Consider the following 17418-nt stretch of genomic DNA (forward strand, 5'->3'; position numbering starts at 1 on the left):
TGGGGACATGGCCACATGCGGCGCCCCAAACTCACAGCGCCGGACTCGGCCCACGCTCCAGATACGTGGTCAGCGCAATATAACTGCGCGTGCCCGTGAAGCCTTCAATGGCATGAATCCGCGCCAGCAGTTGTTCGAGCGTCTGCGTATCGCGCGTGCGGACTTTGAGCAGCATCGCACTTTCGCCCGTCACCGTGTGAATCTCCTCGACGTCCGAGAGCTCCTTGAGCGCCAGCAGTTGCCGCGTGACCGCCCAGCTCGTCGTGTCGACATGCACGAATGCGAGCAACGGACGATTCAGCCGCGCGGCATCGAGCGCGGCGACGGTGGCCTTGATCACGCCTTCTTTCTTCAAACGCCGCGCGCGCTCATGCACCGCGGGCGCCGACAGAAACAGCAGTTTGCCGAGTTCCGCGTAAGTGCGCGTGGCGTCTTGCGCGAGCAAGGCCAGCAGTTTGCGGTCCGTGTCGTCGAGCGCGGCCGCGACGGCGGGTTGCGCACCGGGTGCTTTCAGCGCCTTGCCGGTGCGGCTCGACGGTGGACGGGTGGTATCGGTCATCGGGATTCAAGTTTTGCGGCGGGATGTTCGCCATCTTGCCCGAGTCCGTCGCGCAACGCGCGGCGAATCACCTTGCCGGTGGCCGTCAACGGCAGGCTGTCGACAAAGCGGATCTCGCGCGGATACTCGTGCGCGGCGAGTCGCGTTTTGACATGCTGCTGGATTTCGCGCACCAAGGCGTCGTTGCCGGTAAAACCGGGTTTCAGCACCACGAACGCCATGACGATTTCGGTGCGTTCGCGATCGGGTGCACCGATCACGGCCGCCATCGACACCGCCGGATGACGCAGCAGCGAATCCTCGATCGAAGCCGGGCCGATCCGGTAGCCGGCGCTCGTGATTACGTCGTCGCCACGGCCGACGAAGCGGATGAAACCGTCCGCGTCGCGCGTGCCGAGGTCGCCGGTCACCAGAAACTTGCCGCGGTATTTCTCGCGCGTGGCCGCTTCGTTGCCCCAGTAGCCGAGGAACATCACCGGATCGGGCGCGGCCACCGCGATATCGCCGATCGCGCCTTGCGGTAGCTCGTTGCCGTGGGCGTCGACAATCGCCACATGATGCCCCGGCACCGCGCGGCCGATCGCGCCGAAGCACGGCTCGAACAGCGCCGCGCACGACGACACCACCACGTTGCACTCGGTTTGCCCGTAGAACTCGTTGATCGTGACACCCAGCGCCTTGCGGCCCCAGCCGATCAATTCCTCGCCGAGCGATTCGCCGCCGCTCGCCACCGCGCGCAGCGCGAGCTGCCAGCGCTCGGGATGCTCGACGCCACGCATCATCTTCAACGCCGTGGGCGGTAAAAACGTATGCGACACCGCGTGGCGCGCCATCAGATCGAACGCGGCCTCGCCGTCGAATTTCGCAAAGCGGCGCGCCAATACGGCCACGCCGTGATGCCACGACGGCAACAGCACGTCGAACAGACCGCCGATCCACGCCCAGTCCGCAGGCGTCCACATGAGCGTGGCCTGCGCGGGGAAACCCTGTTGCGACAGCTCGACGCCCGGCAGATGCCCGAGCAGAACGCGATGGCCGTGCAACGCGCCCTTCGGCTTGCCGGTGGTGCCGGAGGTGTAGATGATGACCGCGGGATCGTCGGCGCCGGTATCGGCCGGTGTGAAGTCGGCCGACGCGTTGCTCAGCGCGTGCCAGAACGAGCGGAGCGGATTTGCTTGCGCGGCGTCATCGCTGCTTTCATCGGCGAGATCCACGCTGAACACATTGCGTAAGGCCGGCAAGGCCGCGCGAATTTCGGCAATCTTTTGCACACCCGCGTGGTCGGTGATCAACGCGACCGCGCCGCTGTCGCCCAGGCGGTGTTCGATCGCATCGATGCCGAACAGCGCGAACAGCGGCACGGCCACCATGCCCGCCTTGTACGCGGCGAGATGCGCGACGGCCGTCTCGATCGACTGCGACAGGAAAATGCCGATACGGTCGCCGCGTTGCGCACCCGCTGCGCGCAGCGCGTTGGCGAAACGATCCGACAGCGCCTTTAATTCGTCGAACGTGTAGTGCGTGGCGCGGCCTTCGGGATCTTCATAGATCAGCGCGAGACGTCCGGAACCGTCGGCCCATTTGTCGCAGACGTCCACGCCGATGTTGTAGCGCGGCGGAATCCGCCACGCGAAGCGGGCCGTCAGCGACTCGTAGGTCTGGCCGTCGAGATTCATGGTGTCTGCTCCTGCAAGCCGGTCGGCGGTTGATAGCGTGGGAAACCGTTGTACTCGATCGTACGCCCGGCAGCGGGCAGCGGCCATGAATGGCGCGCGTTCGGCACGCCGCCATCCACGCGAATCACCGTGCCGTTGATAAACGCCGACGCCTCCGACAGCAGAAAGACGGCCGCGCTCGCCAGTTCGGACTCGGTGCCGAAGCGTTGCAGCGGCACTTTGTGTTTCAGCGAACGCAGCAGCGTCCGATAGCTTTCGTCATAGCTGTCCATGCCGGCGGAAGCGATCCAGCCCGGCGCGACCGCGTTGACCCTCACGCCCGAGTGCCCCCATTCGCACGCGGCGGTTTCCGTGAAGTTCCACACGCCTGCGCGCGCCGCGCCCGAGTGGCCCATGCCGGGCATGCCGCCCCAGATGTCGGCCAGCATATTGACGATCGCGCCGCCGTGGTGCTGCATCCATTGCGTGTAGCACTCGCGGGACATCAGGAAGGTACCGTGCAGATTGTTGCGTACCACGGCGTCCCAGCCGTTCAGCGAAATCGTCTCCAGCTTCGCAGGGAATTGGCCGCCGGCGCAGTTGAAAAGGCCGTCGATCTGACCGAGGTTCTGAACCACGGCGGCAACCGTGTCGCGCACCTGCTGTTCGTTACGGATATCGCACGAGTAGATGCGATGACCGCTGACGTTTTGATGATCGGCGACGAGTTCGGCTTGCACGGCTTCGAGTTTGTCCGGACTACGGCCGATCAATGCGATCGTTGCGCCCAACGCGGCGAGTTCATGCGCCGTACAGCGGCCCAGCCCGCTCCCCGCCCCCGTGACGACGATAACCTTGCCTGCGAACAGGCCTTCGCGGAAGACAGAACGGTAGCCGTTCAACGACGGCGAAGTACTCGGCGAAGCGGTGGGCATTCGGGTGTCTCCTTCACAATCTGCTCGATATCAATTTTTGAGTTTAGCTCAAGTTGTATGAACGCACAGCGTCGAGCCAGTTTTTGGCTCGAACCTATACCAAACTATCACTTCAAATACATTTGAGCTAGACTCAACTCACACACTTCTACTTTCCTTCTATCGACAATGACCGTCTCCGCCGCATCCCGTCGCGTGCCTGTGCAGGCGCGTTCCGAGCAACGTCTCAGGGCTATTCTCGAGGCCGCACGGCTCGTCTTCTCCGAGGTCGGCTATGCGTCCGCCACGATGACGGAGATTGCGCGCCGAGTGGGTGTATCGGAGGCGACGATCTTCACGTACTTCGCCAGCAAACGGGATCTGTGCGTACGCGTGCTGGGCAATTGGTACGATGAAATCATCGCGCAGGTGGAAAGCGAATTGCCGCTGATCGACGGCACGCGCAGCCGGTTCGCCTACCTGGTGCGCACGCATCTATACCGATTAACGGTGGACGGAACCGGCTTGTGCGCACTGATTCTTTCCGAGGGCCGCGAGAAAGACGACAAGTTCGGCGACGTCATCGTCGAACTACAGCGCCGCTATACGGCGCCGATGATGCGGGTACTTGCCGAGGGTGTTGCCAGTGGCGACGTGCGGGACGACATGCCGCTCGGCCTGTTGCGTTCGGCCATATACGGCCCGATGGAGCATGTGCTATGGGACGCCGTGCGCAAACAGAGGGAAGTCGACATCGAAGCGACAGCCGCGTCGTTGAGCGACCTGCTGTGGCAAGGACTGGTGCCACCCGACACGCGGCGGGCGGCGTTGCGGCAATTGCGCAACGATATTGTGGGCGCGGTAAGGCGATTCGAAGCGGCGGAGTCGAAATAAACACGCGCGCGTCTCCCGGGGCACGCTACGCCACGCCACACGTTCAACGCTAGCTAAGCGCGCGAACACGGCGTACTCGTGCCGACATGGGTCAATCACGCGGAACGTGGCACCTCTTCGCGCTCCGGCATGCTACCCGGCGCGGCCGCCGCTTCCACCTGTGACACCGGCGCCACCAGCACCCCCGGCCCCGGCTTCGCCAATGCCGCCTTCATGCGATCGCGATCCAGTTCCTTCTCCCACGCCGCGATCACGATCGACGCCACGCCGTTGCCCATCGTATTGGTCAACGCCCGGCACTCGGACATGAAACGGTCGATGCCGAGTATCAGCACCATCGCCGTCACCGGTACGGTCGGCACTACGGAAAGACTCGCGGCCAGCGTGATAAAACCCCCGCCCGTCACCCCCGTCGAGCCCTTCGAGGTGAGCATCGTCACCGCCAGCAAGGTGATCTCCTGGGCGAGCGTCAAATGCGTATTGGTGGCCTGAGCGAGAAACAGCACCGCCAGCGTCATGTAGATATTCGTGCCGTCCAGATTGAACGAGTAGCCGGTCGGCACCACGAGCCCCACGATCCCGCGCGAGCAGCCGAGCCGCTCGAGCTTTTCCATCAATTGCGGCAATGCGGCTTCGGAGGTCGACGTGCCGAGCACGATCAGCAGTTCGTCCTTGATGTAGACCACGAAACGCCACAGACTGAATCCGCAGGCGCGCGCAATCAGGCCGAGGCCGCATGAGACGAACAGGAACGCGGTCAGATAAAACGTGCCGATCAGTTTCATCATCGGCAGCAGCGAGACGATGCCGTATTTGCCGATCGTGAACGCAATCGCGCCGAACGCGCCGAGCGGCGCGAGGCTGGTGATCATGCGCACGATTCTGAAAAAGGTTTTCGACAGCAGTTCGATCAAACCGATCAGCGGTTTCGCGGGCTCGCCCATCACGGCCAGCGCGGTGCCGAACAGCATCGCGATCAGCAGCACCGGCAGAATGTCGCCCTGCGTGAACGCGCCGGCGAACGTCTCGGGAATGATATGCATGAAGAAGCCCGTGAGCCCATCGCCATGTGCGGCTTGCGCGGTATAGGACGACACCGCGCCGGCGTCGAGCGTGGCGGGGTCGACGTTGAAGCCCGCGCCCGGTTGCAGCACATGCGCGGCCAGCAAACCGATCGCCAGCGCCAGCGTCGACACGACCTCGAAATACAGCAGCGCCTTGCCGCCGACCCGGCCCACCTTGCGCATGTCGTGCATGCTCGCAATGCCGGTCACGACCGTGCAGAAAATCACCGGGCTGATGATCATGCGCACGAGTTTGATAAAGGCATCGCCGAGCGGCTTCATCGCCACCGCGTGGCTCGGCCAATAATGACCGAAGGCCACGCCGATCACGATCGCGACGATCACCTGCATGTACAGCACCTTGTAAAGCGGTTTGCGTTTCATGTCTCCTCCGATTTGCTTCAGGCAAATTTTGGGCAAAGCGCGACCCTTCCCTTCTCGCGGGGATTGGGTCACGCGTTGCGGTTGAACGACGGCGCGGCACGCCGCCTGACTGACGGTTACAACACGGCGGCCCAGGGGTGCCGGGCGAGGTGAGCGCACTCGAAGGCTTCGATATCCGGCAGCGAGGCGAGCGTGAGGTCGATGGTGTCCATGCCTTCGATCACCATCTGCCTATGCCGCGCGCCGAGCGGAAACGGGAAGACGAGGCCGCCGACGGACGTCACAGTTTGTTTCTCGATGTCGATATGCAGTTGCGCGGCGGGATACGCGCTTGCGTCGCGCAGCAGCACGTCGATCTGCTCGCGCGCCAGTTGCACCAGCAACAAGCGGTTATTCATCGCGTTCGAATAGAAAATCTCCGCGAAACTCGGCGCGATGATGGCGTCGAAACCGCCTTGCTGAAGTCCCCAGACCGCGTGCTCGCGACTCGACCCGCAACCAAAATTCGCGCCGCCCAGCAGAATACGTGCGCCGCGAAAAGCCGGTTGATTGAGCACGCAGTCGTCGCGCGGCGCGCCTTGCGCATCGAAACGCAGGTCGTACAGCAGACCCTGGCTGAGCCCGGCCTTGTCGATAATGCGCAGGAACTGCTTCGGCATGATCTGATCGGTGTCGAGGTTGTCGATCGGCAACGGCGCGGCCGTGCCGTGAATGCTCGTCAATCTCGTGACGCGGGTGGAATTCGTGCTCATGATTGCGTCTCCAGCGTGCGGACGTCGGTGATGCGTCCAGTCAAGGCGGCCGCTGCGGCCATCGCGGGGCTCATCAGATGCGTGCGGCCGCCGCGCCCCTGGCGCCCTTCGAAATTGCGGTTGGTGGTGGATGCGCAGCGCTCGCCGGCCGTCAGAAAATCGTCGTTCATCGCCAGACACATCGAACAGCCGGGTTCGCGCCATTCGAAGCCCGCCTCGCGCAGCGTCGCGGCCACGCCTTCGGCTTCCGCCTGACGACGCACGCTGCCCGAGCCCGGCACGACCATCGCGCGCACGCCTTGGGCGACATGGCGACCCGCCACGATGGCGGCGACGATACGCAAGTCCTCGATCCGTCCGTTGGTGCAGGAGCCGATAAACACGCGATCGATCGGCGTGCCGGCAATCGGCTGCCCGGCATCGAGGCCGATATAGTCGAGCGCACGCCGCAACGATGCGGCGGCTTCCGGCGTGGCCTGGGCGGTGGCCGACGGAATTCGCGCGTCGACCGCGATGGCCTGATCGGGACTCGTGCCCCACGTGACGAACGGCGCGATGTCGTGCGCGTCGAAACGGTGTTCGATATCGAAGCGCGCGCCCGGGTCCGATTTCAGTTCGCGCCAGTCGTTCAGCGCGGCGTTCCAGGCGGCGTCGTCGAGCGACGCGGCATGGGCGCGGACATACTCGAACGTCGTCGCATCGGGCGCGATCAGCGCGGCGCGCGCGCCCGCTTCGACGGTCATATTGCACAAGGTCATGCGTGCTTCCGCCGACAGCGACGCAATCGTCGAACCAGCGAATTCCACCGCATAACCGCGCGCGCCTTGCGCGCCGATCCGGCTGATGATCCACAGAATCACATCCTTCGACGAGGTGCCGTACGGCAACGCGCCGTCGATCGTGATCCGCATGGTCTGCGCGATGCGGTACACCAGCGTCTGCGTGGCAAGCACATGCTCCACCTCCGACGTGCCGATGCCGAAGCCAAGCGCACCGAGTGCGCCATACGTGGTGGTGTGGCTGTCGCCGCACAGCACGGCCATGCCGGGACGGATCAGACCGCGCTCCGGTGCGACGATATGTTCGATGCCTTGCAGCGGATCGTTGGCATCGTGCAATTGAATTCCGGCCGCGCTGCAATTGCGCGCCAGGTTAGTCGCCTGCAATAGCGAGGCGGCGTCGCGAATCACGCGGGGCGACTCCGCGTGCGTCGGGATGATATGGCTGACCACCGCAAGCTGCTGCTTCGGACGGCGTACATGGCGGGCCTTGTCCTTCAACGCGCTGAATGCCTGCGGGCTGGTGTATTCGTTCATCAGATGCAGATCGACGTACAGCAGCACGTTCTGCGCATCGATCCGTTTGACGACGTGCGAATCGACCAGCTTCTGATAGAAGGTAAGAGAGGGAGATGACATGGTGGACACGCGCCTAAGCCTGCAAGAACGGAAGCACGCGTTCGAGCAGCAACTCGGGCGCTTCCTCGGGAATGTAATGACCGCACGGCAACGCCTCGCCGCTCACCTGCGCCGACCATTGCCGCCATTCGGCGAGCGGCTCGAAGCACTGTTCGATCACGCCTTGCGCGCCCCATAACGCGAGAAACGCGCAGCCGATCTTTTGCCCTTCGTCCAGCGAGGCGCGGTCGTGATCGAGGTCGATCGAGATACTCGCGCGATAGTCCTCGCAGATGCCGTGCGCGGTCGCGGGGTCGCTCAGACAGCGCAGATACTCCGCGTACGCCTGCCCGGTGAACGGTGCGAGCCCGGCACTGCGCGCGCCGATGGTCTGCTTCAGATACAGATCGGCGTCCGCGCGAATCAGCGTCTCGGGAAACGGCGCGGGCCGCACGAGAAAAAACCAGTGCCAGTAAGCGCGTGCGAAGGCAAACGAGGTTTGCTCGTACATCGCGAGCGTCGGCGCGACGTCGAGCGTCACGAGTTTCGTCACGGCGTGCGGATGATCGAGCGCCATGCGCGCGGCGACCCGTCCGCCGCGATCGTGACCGATCACGGCGAATTGGCTGAAGCCTTGCGCGTGCATCAACGCAACCTGATCCGCGGCCATGCGGCGTTTCGAATAATTGCTGTGATCGTGCGCGCCGGGCGGTTTGCCGCTGTCGCCGTAACCGCGCAAATCCGCGGCGATCACCGTGAAGTGCCGCGCCAGCGCGGGCGCGACCTTGTGCCAGATCGCGTGGGTCTGCGGATGGCCGTGCAGCAACAGCAAAGCCGGCCCCCTGCCGCCGCGAATCGCGTTGATCCGAATCCCGTCGACTTCGGCCGACGCGTCTATGAAGTCTGCAAACATCGTTGCCTCCGGTGTGTGAATGCAGTCTAATTGATGCCTGCAGCGATGTGGTTTCTCTTCAGGCAATCCAGAATTAACTTTTAGGAACGAATCAATGGACGGCTTTTCCGACCTGAATCTGTTCGCCCTGGTCGCGCGCCACCGCAATCTGGCCGCCGCCGCGCGCGAACTCGGCGTGACGCCGCCGTCCATCAGCAAACGCCTCGCGCAACTCGAACAGCGCCTCGGCGTGCGGCTGGTCAACCGCACCACGCGGCGCGTCAGTCTTACGGCCGAGGGCGAGATCTATCTGACGAACGGCTCGCGCATCCTCGACGATCTCGCCGAACTCGAACAGCTGGTGACGCAGAGCCGCGCCGAACCGACCGGTCTGTTGAGGGTGAACGCGTCGTTCGGTTTCGGCCGCGCGCATATTGCGCCGGCCATTTCGCGCTTCAGCGAGCGCTTTGCGTCGATGAAGATTCAACTCCATCTGACCGACCGGCCGCTGAGCTTGCAGGAGGAAGGCTTCGATCTCGGCATTCGTTTCGGCGACGTGCCGGACGCGCGCATCAATGCGCGTTTGCTGTTGAAGAACCAGCGTCTGGTGTGCGCGTCGCCGGCTTATCTGAAGCGGCATGGTGCGCCGCTCATGCCGCACGATCTCACGCGCCACGCGTGCCTGGTGTTACGCGAAAACGAATCGGCGTATGGCACGTGGCATTTTTCGCGCGGCAAGAAATCGGAGACGGTAAAGGTAGACGGCCCGTTGAGCAGCAACGACGGCAGCGTCGTGTTGAAATGGGCGCTCGACGGTCGCGGCATGACCGTGCGCTCGGCGTGGGAAATCGGCGAACACGTGCGGCGCGGCGAGCTGGTACCGGTGTTGAGCGACTGGACGCTGCCGAATGCGGACATCCACGCAATCTATCTGGAGCGGCACAGCCTGTCGGCCAAGCTCAGAACGTTTATCGACTTCCTCGGCGACGAGTTGCGGGAGAGCGTGAAGCCGATCTAGAGCGCGTACGGCGGGTGCGGCGGTCGCGCCGCAGGCATGACCGTCACGTCCCGAGCTTTGCCATCAGAAAGTCGACGAAGCTCCGCACCCGCGACGACAGATGCCGGGCATGCGGATAAAGCAGCACGAAGGGCCGTGAGCATCCGCCATAAGGAATCAGCAATTCCTTCAGCGTCCCATCCGCAATGTCTTTCTCGACGATGAAACGATAGGTCTGGAACAGGCCCGCACCGTGCCGCGCCAACGTCACGCCGGCCAGCACGTCGCCCGACGAGACGTTGCCGCCGCGCGTCATCATCTCGAGCGCATCGCCTTCCTGTTTGAAGAGCCACGGAATGTTGCGGCCGGTGCTGGGCAACGCGTACTGAATGCAGTCGTGCAGGAGCAGATCGTCGGGCGTCTCGAGCTTGCCGGCGTTGCGCAGATACGCCGGCGACGCGACGACCACCAGTTCCGCGTCCTCGATCTTGCGCGCGATCAAACCGGAATCGCTCGGCGCACGGCCGCGAATCGCGAGATCGAAACCTTCGTCGGCGAAGTCGATGTTGCGGTTGCTGAGGTGGGTCTCGACCGTGATGCCGGGATAACGCGCGCGGAATTCCGCCAGCAAGGGCAGCACCCGATAGTGGCCGTACGGGGTCGGCATGCTGATTCGCAGCACGCCGCTCGGCGCGCTTTGCTGACCGGTGGCTTCACGCTCGGCGTCGGCAAGCTGACCGAGCGCCTGGCGGCATTGTTCGAAGTAGCGGCGCCCCGCGTCCGTCAGCCGGATCTGCCGCGTGGTGCGCACGAACAGACGCACGCCGAGGCGCGCTTCGAGACGCGAAACTGTGCGGCTCACCGCCGCCGGCGTGACGCCCGCGGCGGTCGCGGCCACGGTAAAGCTTTCCAGTTCGGCTGCGAGGCAGAACAGTTCGATACTGCCCAGAAGGACATCTTCAAATTGACGCTGCATGGCTTCCCGACGAGCTTCGGTGGCGGCGTTGTCGCCTGGCGAAAATGCGTCCGGGAGGGCCGCACGCCGAGCGCTCGACACTGGACGCTTAAGGTTGCGCAGCGCGGACCAACGAAGCCGCCTGCGGTGCGCAACCAGGATCCGCACAGAATATCAGGACTATCGGGCAAAGCGGGTCGCCGCAGCGTTCACTCCGCCTTCAATGCCCGCTGCTTGCGAAACGCCTCGACCGGCATGCCGCCCCACCCCCAGTTCTGCAGGTTCACCTCTTCGATGACGACAAAGGTCGAGTCGAGCGGCTTGTTCAGCACGTCGAGCAGCACCTGGCTGACGCCCGCGATAAGCCGGGCTTTTTCGTCGGCGGTAACGGAATCGTTGCCGGGTTGGGACCCCTCGCGGGTCACCTGGATCGTGACGATAGGCATGTCGTGCTCCGTAATGATGGATTGGATGGCTTGGATGGCTTGGCGCCGGCCGAGTCGAAGGCGCCCTTGCGGCGCCCCGGGATCGATCAGTGGCCGGCGCTTTGGCCGCCGTCCACGTGCAGGATTTCGCCCGTCACGAACGGCGCGGCGTCCAGATACAGCACGGCGTTCACGATATCGCTCATTTCGCCCATGTGGCCCATCGGATGCAATGCGCCGAGCGCCGCGTGCGTTTGCTCGGCGTGCATCGGCGATTTGATGATGCCCGGCGAGACCGCGTTGGCGCGGATGCCCCGTTTCGCGTACTCGATGGCGAGGGATTTGGTGGCCGCGTTCAGGCCGCCCTTGGTCAGCGACGCCAGCACCGAAGGCACGCCGTCGATCGCATGATCGACCAGGCTCGTCGTGATCGTGACCACGTGGCCGCTTGCGTGCTTTTCCATCTCGGCGATCGCCCGTTGCGTGATGTGGAAGAAACCGGACACGTTCACGCCGATGGCGGCCGCATAGTCTTCCGCGGAATACTGCGTGAACGGCTTGGCGATGAAGATGCCCGCGTTGTTGACCAGCGTATCGACGCGGCCAAAGCGCTCGACCGCTGCGGCGATCACGCGTTGCACGGTGGCCGGATCGGCGATGTCGCCGGCAACCGTCAGCACGTTGGGATCGTCCGACGAACCGACCGAGCGCGCGGTCGCGACGACCCGGTAATCGAGCTTGCGGAACGCCTTGACGAGTTCCGCGCCAATGCCCTGCGATGCGCCGGTGACGACGACGACTTTTTGCGATGTGCTCATGATGAACCTCTGGATGACATGTTTGGGATCAGATGCTGATCGGGCCACGGGCTCCGATGGGTATGAAATCTAGGCGCATTGGCTCAGGTTTCGAATACCCGCCGTGGACAAACAGTCGTGCGTGCGAAGTACAAATGAAGCGTGGTGCGGGTTCGAGGCCGAAAATGACGCGACGCGGCGGTTCGAATGCCGCGTCGCGTCATGTCGCGTCATGTCATTCACTGCTCACATTTCACGTCCTGCCTGCGCACCTGGATGATGACCGGATAGGTGCCGTGCTCGAGTTCCACCCGGGCAACCACGGCCATTGTGGTGTCGTCGATGTCGTCATACACGCTGACCTCTTCGCGCCGAAGATTGGTGACGCCGGTGCAGCCCGACGCGCGGCCTTCGTCGGAGACCTTGCATTGAATCGGGTTGTCGGCGATGTAGCGGTATTTGTCGCGCTCGGGCGTGGCCAGATATTCGCGGAAACTTTGCGCCGCGCCGCCAACCCCGGTGACGTAGCCAATTGCGCATTGCAGTTTGGGGGTGTCGCTGCCGGTCGAGGTTTGGGCGATCGCGCCCGTGCTGGCGGCGGCGATCGATGCCACGAGGGCCGAGGCAAAAAGAAATTTCATGGCGTCGTTCACGCAGGTCGTCTCGAAGAAGGGATTGTAATAGCTGGTTCGCAGCTGGGTCGGCAAGCGGCGCAAGTTCAGGCCCGCCCGGGCGGAACGGTCCCGGACGCTCAGGCCCCGACGGCGTAGCCCGCGCCTGGCCGCATATTCGTCAACGCGTCGATCAGCGCATCCACCCGCACGGGCCGCGTTCGCGAGCCCGGCACGATCACGTTGACCGGCAGCGGCGCGGGACGGCAGTGCGGCAGCAACTCGTCCAGCGCCCCGCTATCCAGATGCCGGCGCGCCATGAACTCCGGCACCTGGACGAGCCCCGCGCCCTGCACCGCCGCGCCGATCAACGCCTCGCCATGACTGATCCGGAAACGCGATTTTGGCGCAAGCGTGACGGCTTGCCCCTTCTCGACGAATTCGAGCGACCGTTCCCGCCCGCTCGTCGGCATTCTGAAAGCGACAACCGCATGGTTCGCGAGATCGGCGACCGCGCGGATTTTCGGGTGAGCGGCAAGATACGCCGGGCTCGCGCACAACACTAGCGGCTGCGAATCGAATTGGCGTGCGATCATGCTCGAATCGTTCAACGCGCCAAAACGGATCACCGCGTCCAGTCCCTCGCCAATCACATTGACCTGCTCGTCCGAGAGCCGCAGATCGAAATCGAGCGCTGGATAACGCCGCTGCAAAGCGGTCAGGACCGGCAACACGATCTGGGTGCCGTAGCCGATCGGCGCGCCGATGCACAGCGTGCCAGCCGGCTCGGCGGCGTCGGACACGCTGCGCAGATCGAGTGCGTCGATCTCGTCGAGCAGCCGCGAACACTTGGCAAAAAGCGTCTGACCTTCCTCGGTCAGATGCACGGAGCGCGTCGTCCGATTAAACAGCCGCACGCCAAGCTCCTGTTCGAGCCGCGCAATGCTTTTCGCCACCGACGAAGGCGCAAGGCTCAACTCCCGCGCGGCACGCGCAAAGCTGCCATGCCTCGCGACGGCGGCAAAATTGAGGAACTGACTCAGGTTTTTCATTCAGGCTATTCCCGACAATCTGTCATCAATGAAACGGCAGTGGGGAGATCAAACGACGGTGCATAGGCGGGTAAATTGGGCATCGACAAACTCGACACCCAAGGAACCCATCATGTCTTTCCAGAACATCAAACCGGTCGACTACGATTTCGGCGGCTCGCACGCCCGGATGCTCGTTTCCGGCAAGCAATCCGGCGGATCGTACTGCATGATCGAAATCTTTTCTCCGGCGGGCCGGGCCACGCCGGCGCACCGGCATCAGCATGAGGACGAGACGATCCATATGCTGGAAGGCGAACTCGACGTCAATATCGAAGGCACGACGCACACCTTCCGCGCGGGTGAGACGCTGTATCTGGAGCGCGGCACCGCGCATCAACTGATTAACCGCTCGGACGCAACGGCACGCTATCTGGTCATCTGCGCGCCGGCCGGCTTCGACGAATTCGTCGAGACCTGCGCCGAGGTGCGGCCCGCGCCCTACGAGACGGCGCCGCCGAGCGACGCCTCGAAACAAAAAATGCGCGACGCGGCGCCGCGCTTCGGTATTACGTTGATTCCTCCGCAGAAGGCGGCGCCCACGCCGGCATAAAGGACCATCGGCACCACAAAGGCGTGCCCGGCGATGCCGCCATTACCGTTTGTGCGCCACCGCGACCTTGCGACCCGGATGATCCAGCGGGACGGCCGGCTAACGCCATTGCCGCAGCCCGCGCCTGAAAGCCGGTGGTCGTTCCCGGCCCCGCTCGGCGACGCGGAAGTGGTGATGCTGCCGTTCACGGAGGGGCTCGCGGTGTCGCGCCATCTGCGGGTCGGGACAATGGACTCGTGGCTGGCGACGGCCGCGCTGCGCGACATTCGCAATCCGGATACGCCGCCGCCCCAGCCCAACGACGAGCAGGGACGCTCGACCCAACAGTTCGTCGTCGATGTCGTGATCGCGCAGAACGGAACGACGCGGCGCGCGACTGCAACCGGACGCGACATCTATGCCGTGACCGCGCCGATCGTCGTCGAGCCCCCGAGCGCTTGATTCGCGGCAGGTCCACGAGTCAAGGCGGCGTAGTCAGTCTCGGCGAGATTTTCGACGCGAGGCATTTTCTCGCCGCGCTCGATACGCTGAGCGTTTCCTATGACGTCAAGGGCGACCCGCTGCTCGCGCGCGCACCGTCGCACTAGTCACGCTCGCGCGCTCGCGGCCCGGCCCCGTCGTGGCGAGCGCGCGGCGCGCAACTCCGCCGCATCGAGAAAGAAAGCGCGGTTGTCGGCCATGCGTTCGATCATGAAGTCGATGAAGGTCCGCACGCGCAACGGCTGCTCGGTGCGATGCCCGTAGTAGATATACAGCGCGCCGTACTCCGTGACATGTTGCGTGAGCAACGGAACGAGCCGGCCGGCGCGAATGTGAACCGCCGCGTTGAAACTGCCCAGTTGCCCGATGCCGAGGCCCGACAGCACCGCCTGCGTTTCCATCTCCGTGTCGTTCACGCAGATGGTGGGCGGCACGTCGCGATAGACGATCTCGTCGCCAATCTGAAATTGCCATTGCGCGAGCTTGCCAGTGTTGGCGCGGCGATAGCCGGTGCAGCGATGCTGCGCCAGTTCGTCGATGCTGCGCGGCGCGCCGTTGCGCTCGATGTACGCCGGCGACGCGCACACGATCAACTGGATCGGCACGAGCCGGCGCGCGATCGACCCGCCCGCCGGCTGCGGCCCGCCGCGAAAGCCCACATCGGCGCGCTCGGTCACGAGATCGGTGAAGTGGTCGTCGAACTGGACTTCGAGCCGCGCGTGCGGATAAAGCCGCTGGAATTCCTCGAAGTACGGCCATAGCACCGGCATGCCGAAGGCCCGCGGCGCGCTCACGCGCAACAGGCCATCCACTTCCTGTTTCGAACGCCTTGCGTCGCCGAGCGCGGACGAGAGGATCGACAGCGCCGGTTGCACGCTATCGAACAGCCGCTGCCCCTCCTCCGTCAGGCTCAGCTTGCGGGTGGTGCGGTGAAACAGCCGCACGCCCAGTTCCTTCTCCAGTTGCATGACCGCATGGCTCGCGGCCTGCGGCGAGATGCCCTGATCGACGGCCGCGCGCCGCAGGCTGCCGAGCGCCGCGGCTCGCACGAAGGTCGTGATCGCCCGGATTTCGTTCATGGCCCGCGCTCCCGATTCGCAAATAAACGTTGATTATGAGTCTAGCAATTGACGGCTAGTGAATGTCAGTCTCTGCTTTTACCATGGCCTCACTTCAACGCCACAACACGCAGGAGAAACATCATGGCTGACACGCAACGCGGCGTTTTCAAGCGGGTATGGTTGATCACCGGGGCCGCGCGCGGCATCGGCGCGCTGATCGCCGAGGCGGCGCTCGCGGACGGTAACGCGGTGGTGGCCGCGGGGCGCAACGTCGCGGCGATCGTCGAGCGGTTGGGCGACTCGCCCGCGCTGTTGCCGGTTGCGCTCGACGTCACCGACGAAGCGCAGGCCAAAGCCGCCGTGCAGGCCGCAGTGGAAAAATTCGGCCGCGTCGACGTGCTGGTCAACAACGCCGGCTTCGGCCTGCTGGGCGCGGTGGAAGAATCCGCCGACCAGGACGTCCGCCGTATGTACGACACCAACGTGTTCGGCCTGCTGAACGTCACGCGCGCCGTGCTGCCGGTCATGCGTGCGCAGCGCGCGGGACACGTCATCAATATTTCGTCGATCGGCGGCTATCGGGCCGCAGCGGGATTCGGCGTGTACTCGTCGACCAAGTTCGCCGTGGAAGGCATCACCGAAGCCATGCATGCCGAACTGAAGCCGCTCGGCATTCACGCCACCGTGGTCGAGCCGGGTTATTTCCGCACCGACTTTCTGGATGCGTCGTCATTGGTCGTGGCGCCCCACGTGATCGACGATTACGACGAAACCTCGGGCGCGGTGCGCCGCCGGGCGATGCAAATGAATCACAACCAACCCGGCGACCCGAAGAAACTCGCCGCCGCGATGCTCACGCTGGTCGACGCCGCCACGCCGCCGCTGCGGCTGCCGCTCGGCAACGACACGCTCGCCGCGATCGCTGCAAAAAACGCTTACGTGGCAGAGGAAATGGACATGTGGAGGACGCTGTCGGCCTCGACCGATTTCGCGGATTGATCCGCCGCATCAACGGATGAGGAAATCGCCGATCGCATCGGCGATTTCCGAAGCATGCGTTTCCAGCGCGAAATGGCCCGTATCGAAGAAGCGCACCACCGCTTGCGGCATATCGCGCTTGAATGCCTCAGCGCCGGGCGGCAAAAAGAACGGATCGTGCTGGCCCCACACCGCCAGGAACGGCGGCTGATGCGTGCGGAAATATTGCTGGAACGCGGGGTACAACGCAACGTTGTTTCGATAGTCGCCGAACAGGTCGAGCTGGATTTCGTCGGCCCCTGGGCGGTTCAGATAAAACGCGTCGAGCGTATAGCCGTCGGGCGAGACAGTCGTCGTATCGGGCACGCCGTGGGTGTATTGCCAGCGGGTCGTCTCGAGCGTCAGCATCGCGCGCAGCGCTTCGCGGTTGGCAGGTGAAGCGTCCTGCCAATAGGCGCGGATCGGATTCCACCCGTCGCTGAGGCCTTCTTCGTACGCGTTGCCGTTCTGCGAAATGATCGCCGTGATTCGCTCGGGATGCCTGAGCGCGAGCCGAAAGCCGGTCGGCGCGCCGTAGTCGAATACATAGACGGCGTAGCGATCGAAACCGATCACTTCGGTGAAGCGGTCGATCACGTTGGCGAGGTTATCGAACGTGTACGCGAACGTGTCGCGGGCCGGCATATCCGACTGCCCAAAACTGGGCAGATCCGGCGCGACGATATGGAAGCGGTCGGCCAGCTTCGGAATCAGATCGCGGAACATGTGGCCCGAACTCGGGAAGCCATGCAGCAGGAGCAACTTCGGCGCGCCCGGCCGACCGGCCTCGCGGTAGAACACGTTGAAACCGTCGACGTCGGCGGTGCGATAGGAAATGGCGGACATGGTTTTCACCTGTGAAAAAAGAAGGGGCTGACGACCGGCGTGTGATCGACCTGATACGACGCACCCTCGCCATT

At 64.1% G+C, this 17418-nt stretch carries 20 protein-coding genes; 6 read left to right on the forward strand and 14 right to left on the reverse strand.

Translation table 11 applies throughout. The annotated features are described in order from the left end of the window. Positions 1-31: 31 nt before the first annotated feature. From BX591_RS03320 to BX591_RS03330, 3 genes are read right to left on the reverse strand one after another with little or no spacing between them, the layout of a single operon-like run. On the reverse strand, positions 32-559 hold the full coding sequence (locus BX591_RS03320; protein ID WP_111929275.1) for an Lrp/AsnC family transcriptional regulator: 528 nt from the start codon (positions 557-559) through the stop codon (positions 32-34). Further along, complete coding sequence (locus tag BX591_RS03325; protein WP_111929276.1) at positions 556-2235, reverse strand: acyl-CoA synthetase; 1680 nt, start codon at positions 2233-2235, stop codon at positions 556-558. Before BX591_RS03325 ends, BX591_RS03320 begins: the two co-directional genes overlap by 4 nt. Further along, a complete protein-coding gene (locus tag BX591_RS03330; RefSeq protein WP_111929277.1) occupies positions 2232-3149 on the reverse strand; it encodes an SDR family oxidoreductase in 918 nt (305 codons plus the stop codon). Before BX591_RS03330 ends, BX591_RS03325 begins: the two co-directional genes overlap by 4 nt. A 168-nt stretch (positions 3150-3317) precedes the next feature. Between BX591_RS03330 and BX591_RS03335 the strand changes: the two genes are divergently transcribed. Beyond that, positions 3318-4022 (forward strand): TetR/AcrR family transcriptional regulator, encoded by a 705-nt coding sequence (locus BX591_RS03335; protein WP_111929278.1) that lies wholly within the window; start codon positions 3318-3320, stop codon positions 4020-4022. Positions 4023-4117: 95 nt separating this feature from the next. Here BX591_RS03335 and BX591_RS03340 read toward each other — a convergent pair whose 3' ends face one another. The 4 genes from BX591_RS03340 to BX591_RS03355 form a co-directional block, all read right to left on the reverse strand. Continuing rightward, positions 4118-5470 (reverse strand): dicarboxylate/amino acid:cation symporter, encoded by a 1353-nt coding sequence (locus tag BX591_RS03340; RefSeq protein ID WP_167444489.1) that lies wholly within the window; start codon positions 5468-5470, stop codon positions 4118-4120. 116 nt (positions 5471-5586) lie between these two features. Beyond that, complete coding sequence (leuD, locus tag BX591_RS03345; protein ID WP_111929279.1) at positions 5587-6222, reverse strand: 3-isopropylmalate dehydratase small subunit; 636 nt, start codon at positions 6220-6222, stop codon at positions 5587-5589. Further along, entirely contained in the window at positions 6219-7640 is a 1422-nt protein-coding gene (gene leuC / locus BX591_RS03350; protein ID WP_111929280.1) for a 3-isopropylmalate dehydratase large subunit, read from the reverse strand. Before leuC ends, leuD begins: the two co-directional genes overlap by 4 nt. Before the next feature lie 13 nt (positions 7641-7653). Then, the gene (locus BX591_RS03355; RefSeq protein ID WP_111929281.1) at positions 7654-8532 is read right to left on the reverse strand and encodes an alpha/beta fold hydrolase; all 879 of its coding nucleotides are present in this window, start codon (positions 8530-8532) and stop codon (positions 7654-7656) included. Between the two features lie 94 nt (positions 8533-8626). Between BX591_RS03355 and BX591_RS03360 the strand changes: the two genes are divergently transcribed. Next, entirely contained in the window at positions 8627-9529 is a 903-nt protein-coding gene (locus BX591_RS03360) for a LysR family transcriptional regulator (RefSeq protein ID WP_111929282.1), read from the forward strand. 43 nt (positions 9530-9572) lie between these two features. Here the strand turns inward: BX591_RS03360 and BX591_RS03365 are convergent, their stop codons facing one another. The 5 genes from BX591_RS03365 to BX591_RS03385 form a co-directional block, all read right to left on the reverse strand. Continuing rightward, on the reverse strand, positions 9573-10484 hold the full coding sequence (locus tag BX591_RS03365) for a LysR family transcriptional regulator (protein ID WP_111929283.1): 912 nt from the start codon (positions 10482-10484) through the stop codon (positions 9573-9575). A gap of 188 nt (positions 10485-10672) precedes the next feature. Further along, the gene (locus BX591_RS03370; RefSeq protein ID WP_111929284.1) at positions 10673-10909 is read right to left on the reverse strand and encodes a tautomerase family protein; all 237 of its coding nucleotides are present in this window, start codon (positions 10907-10909) and stop codon (positions 10673-10675) included. A gap of 86 nt (positions 10910-10995) precedes the next feature. After that, positions 10996-11706, reverse strand: a complete 711-nt coding sequence (locus BX591_RS03375; RefSeq protein ID WP_111929285.1) for an SDR family NAD(P)-dependent oxidoreductase — start codon at positions 11704-11706, stop codon at positions 10996-10998. Between the two features lie 218 nt (positions 11707-11924). Further along, positions 11925-12326 carry a hypothetical protein gene (locus tag BX591_RS03380; protein ID WP_111929374.1) on the reverse strand — a complete coding sequence of 134 codons (402 nt, stop codon included), beginning with the start codon at positions 12324-12326 and terminating at the stop codon, positions 11925-11927. 110 nt (positions 12327-12436) lie between these two features. Further along, positions 12437-13348, reverse strand: coding sequence for a LysR family transcriptional regulator (locus BX591_RS03385; RefSeq protein ID WP_111929286.1), 912 nt, complete (start codon positions 13346-13348; stop codon positions 12437-12439). Positions 13349-13460: 112 nt separating this feature from the next. Between BX591_RS03385 and BX591_RS03390 the strand changes: the two genes are divergently transcribed. The 3 genes from BX591_RS03390 to BX591_RS36340 are packed head-to-tail and all read left to right on the forward strand — an operon-like array spanning position 13461 to position 14527. Beyond that, positions 13461-13940 (forward strand): cupin domain-containing protein, encoded by a 480-nt coding sequence (locus BX591_RS03390; RefSeq protein ID WP_167444490.1) that lies wholly within the window; start codon positions 13461-13463, stop codon positions 13938-13940. A gap of 33 nt (positions 13941-13973) precedes the next feature. Beyond that, entirely contained in the window at positions 13974-14381 is a 408-nt protein-coding gene (locus tag BX591_RS03395; RefSeq protein WP_146749720.1) for a hypothetical protein, read from the forward strand. Next, positions 14378-14527: a hypothetical protein gene (locus tag BX591_RS36340; RefSeq protein ID WP_167444491.1), complete on the forward strand. Its 150-nt coding sequence runs from the start codon at positions 14378-14380 to the stop codon at positions 14525-14527. The genes BX591_RS03395 and BX591_RS36340 overlap by 4 nt, the downstream gene beginning before the upstream one ends. On the opposite strand, the gene BX591_RS03400 is transcribed toward BX591_RS36340, so the two are convergent. Continuing rightward, entirely contained in the window at positions 14528-15499 is a 972-nt protein-coding gene (locus BX591_RS03400) for a LysR family transcriptional regulator (RefSeq protein WP_111929289.1), read from the reverse strand. Between the two features lie 123 nt (positions 15500-15622). Here BX591_RS03400 and BX591_RS03405 point away from each other — a divergent pair, with 123 nt between their 5' ends. After that, complete coding sequence (locus BX591_RS03405) at positions 15623-16480, forward strand: oxidoreductase (RefSeq protein ID WP_111929290.1); 858 nt, start codon at positions 15623-15625, stop codon at positions 16478-16480. Between the two features lie 9 nt (positions 16481-16489). Here BX591_RS03405 and BX591_RS03410 read toward each other — a convergent pair whose 3' ends face one another. After that, a complete protein-coding gene (locus BX591_RS03410; RefSeq protein ID WP_111929291.1) occupies positions 16490-17344 on the reverse strand; it encodes an alpha/beta fold hydrolase in 855 nt (284 codons plus the stop codon). Between the last annotated feature and the right edge of the window lie 74 nt (positions 17345-17418).

The sequence above is a fragment of the Paraburkholderia bryophila genome, from assembly GCF_003269035.1.
In the GTDB taxonomy this organism is placed as follows: domain Bacteria; phylum Pseudomonadota; class Gammaproteobacteria; order Burkholderiales; family Burkholderiaceae; genus Paraburkholderia; species Paraburkholderia bryophila.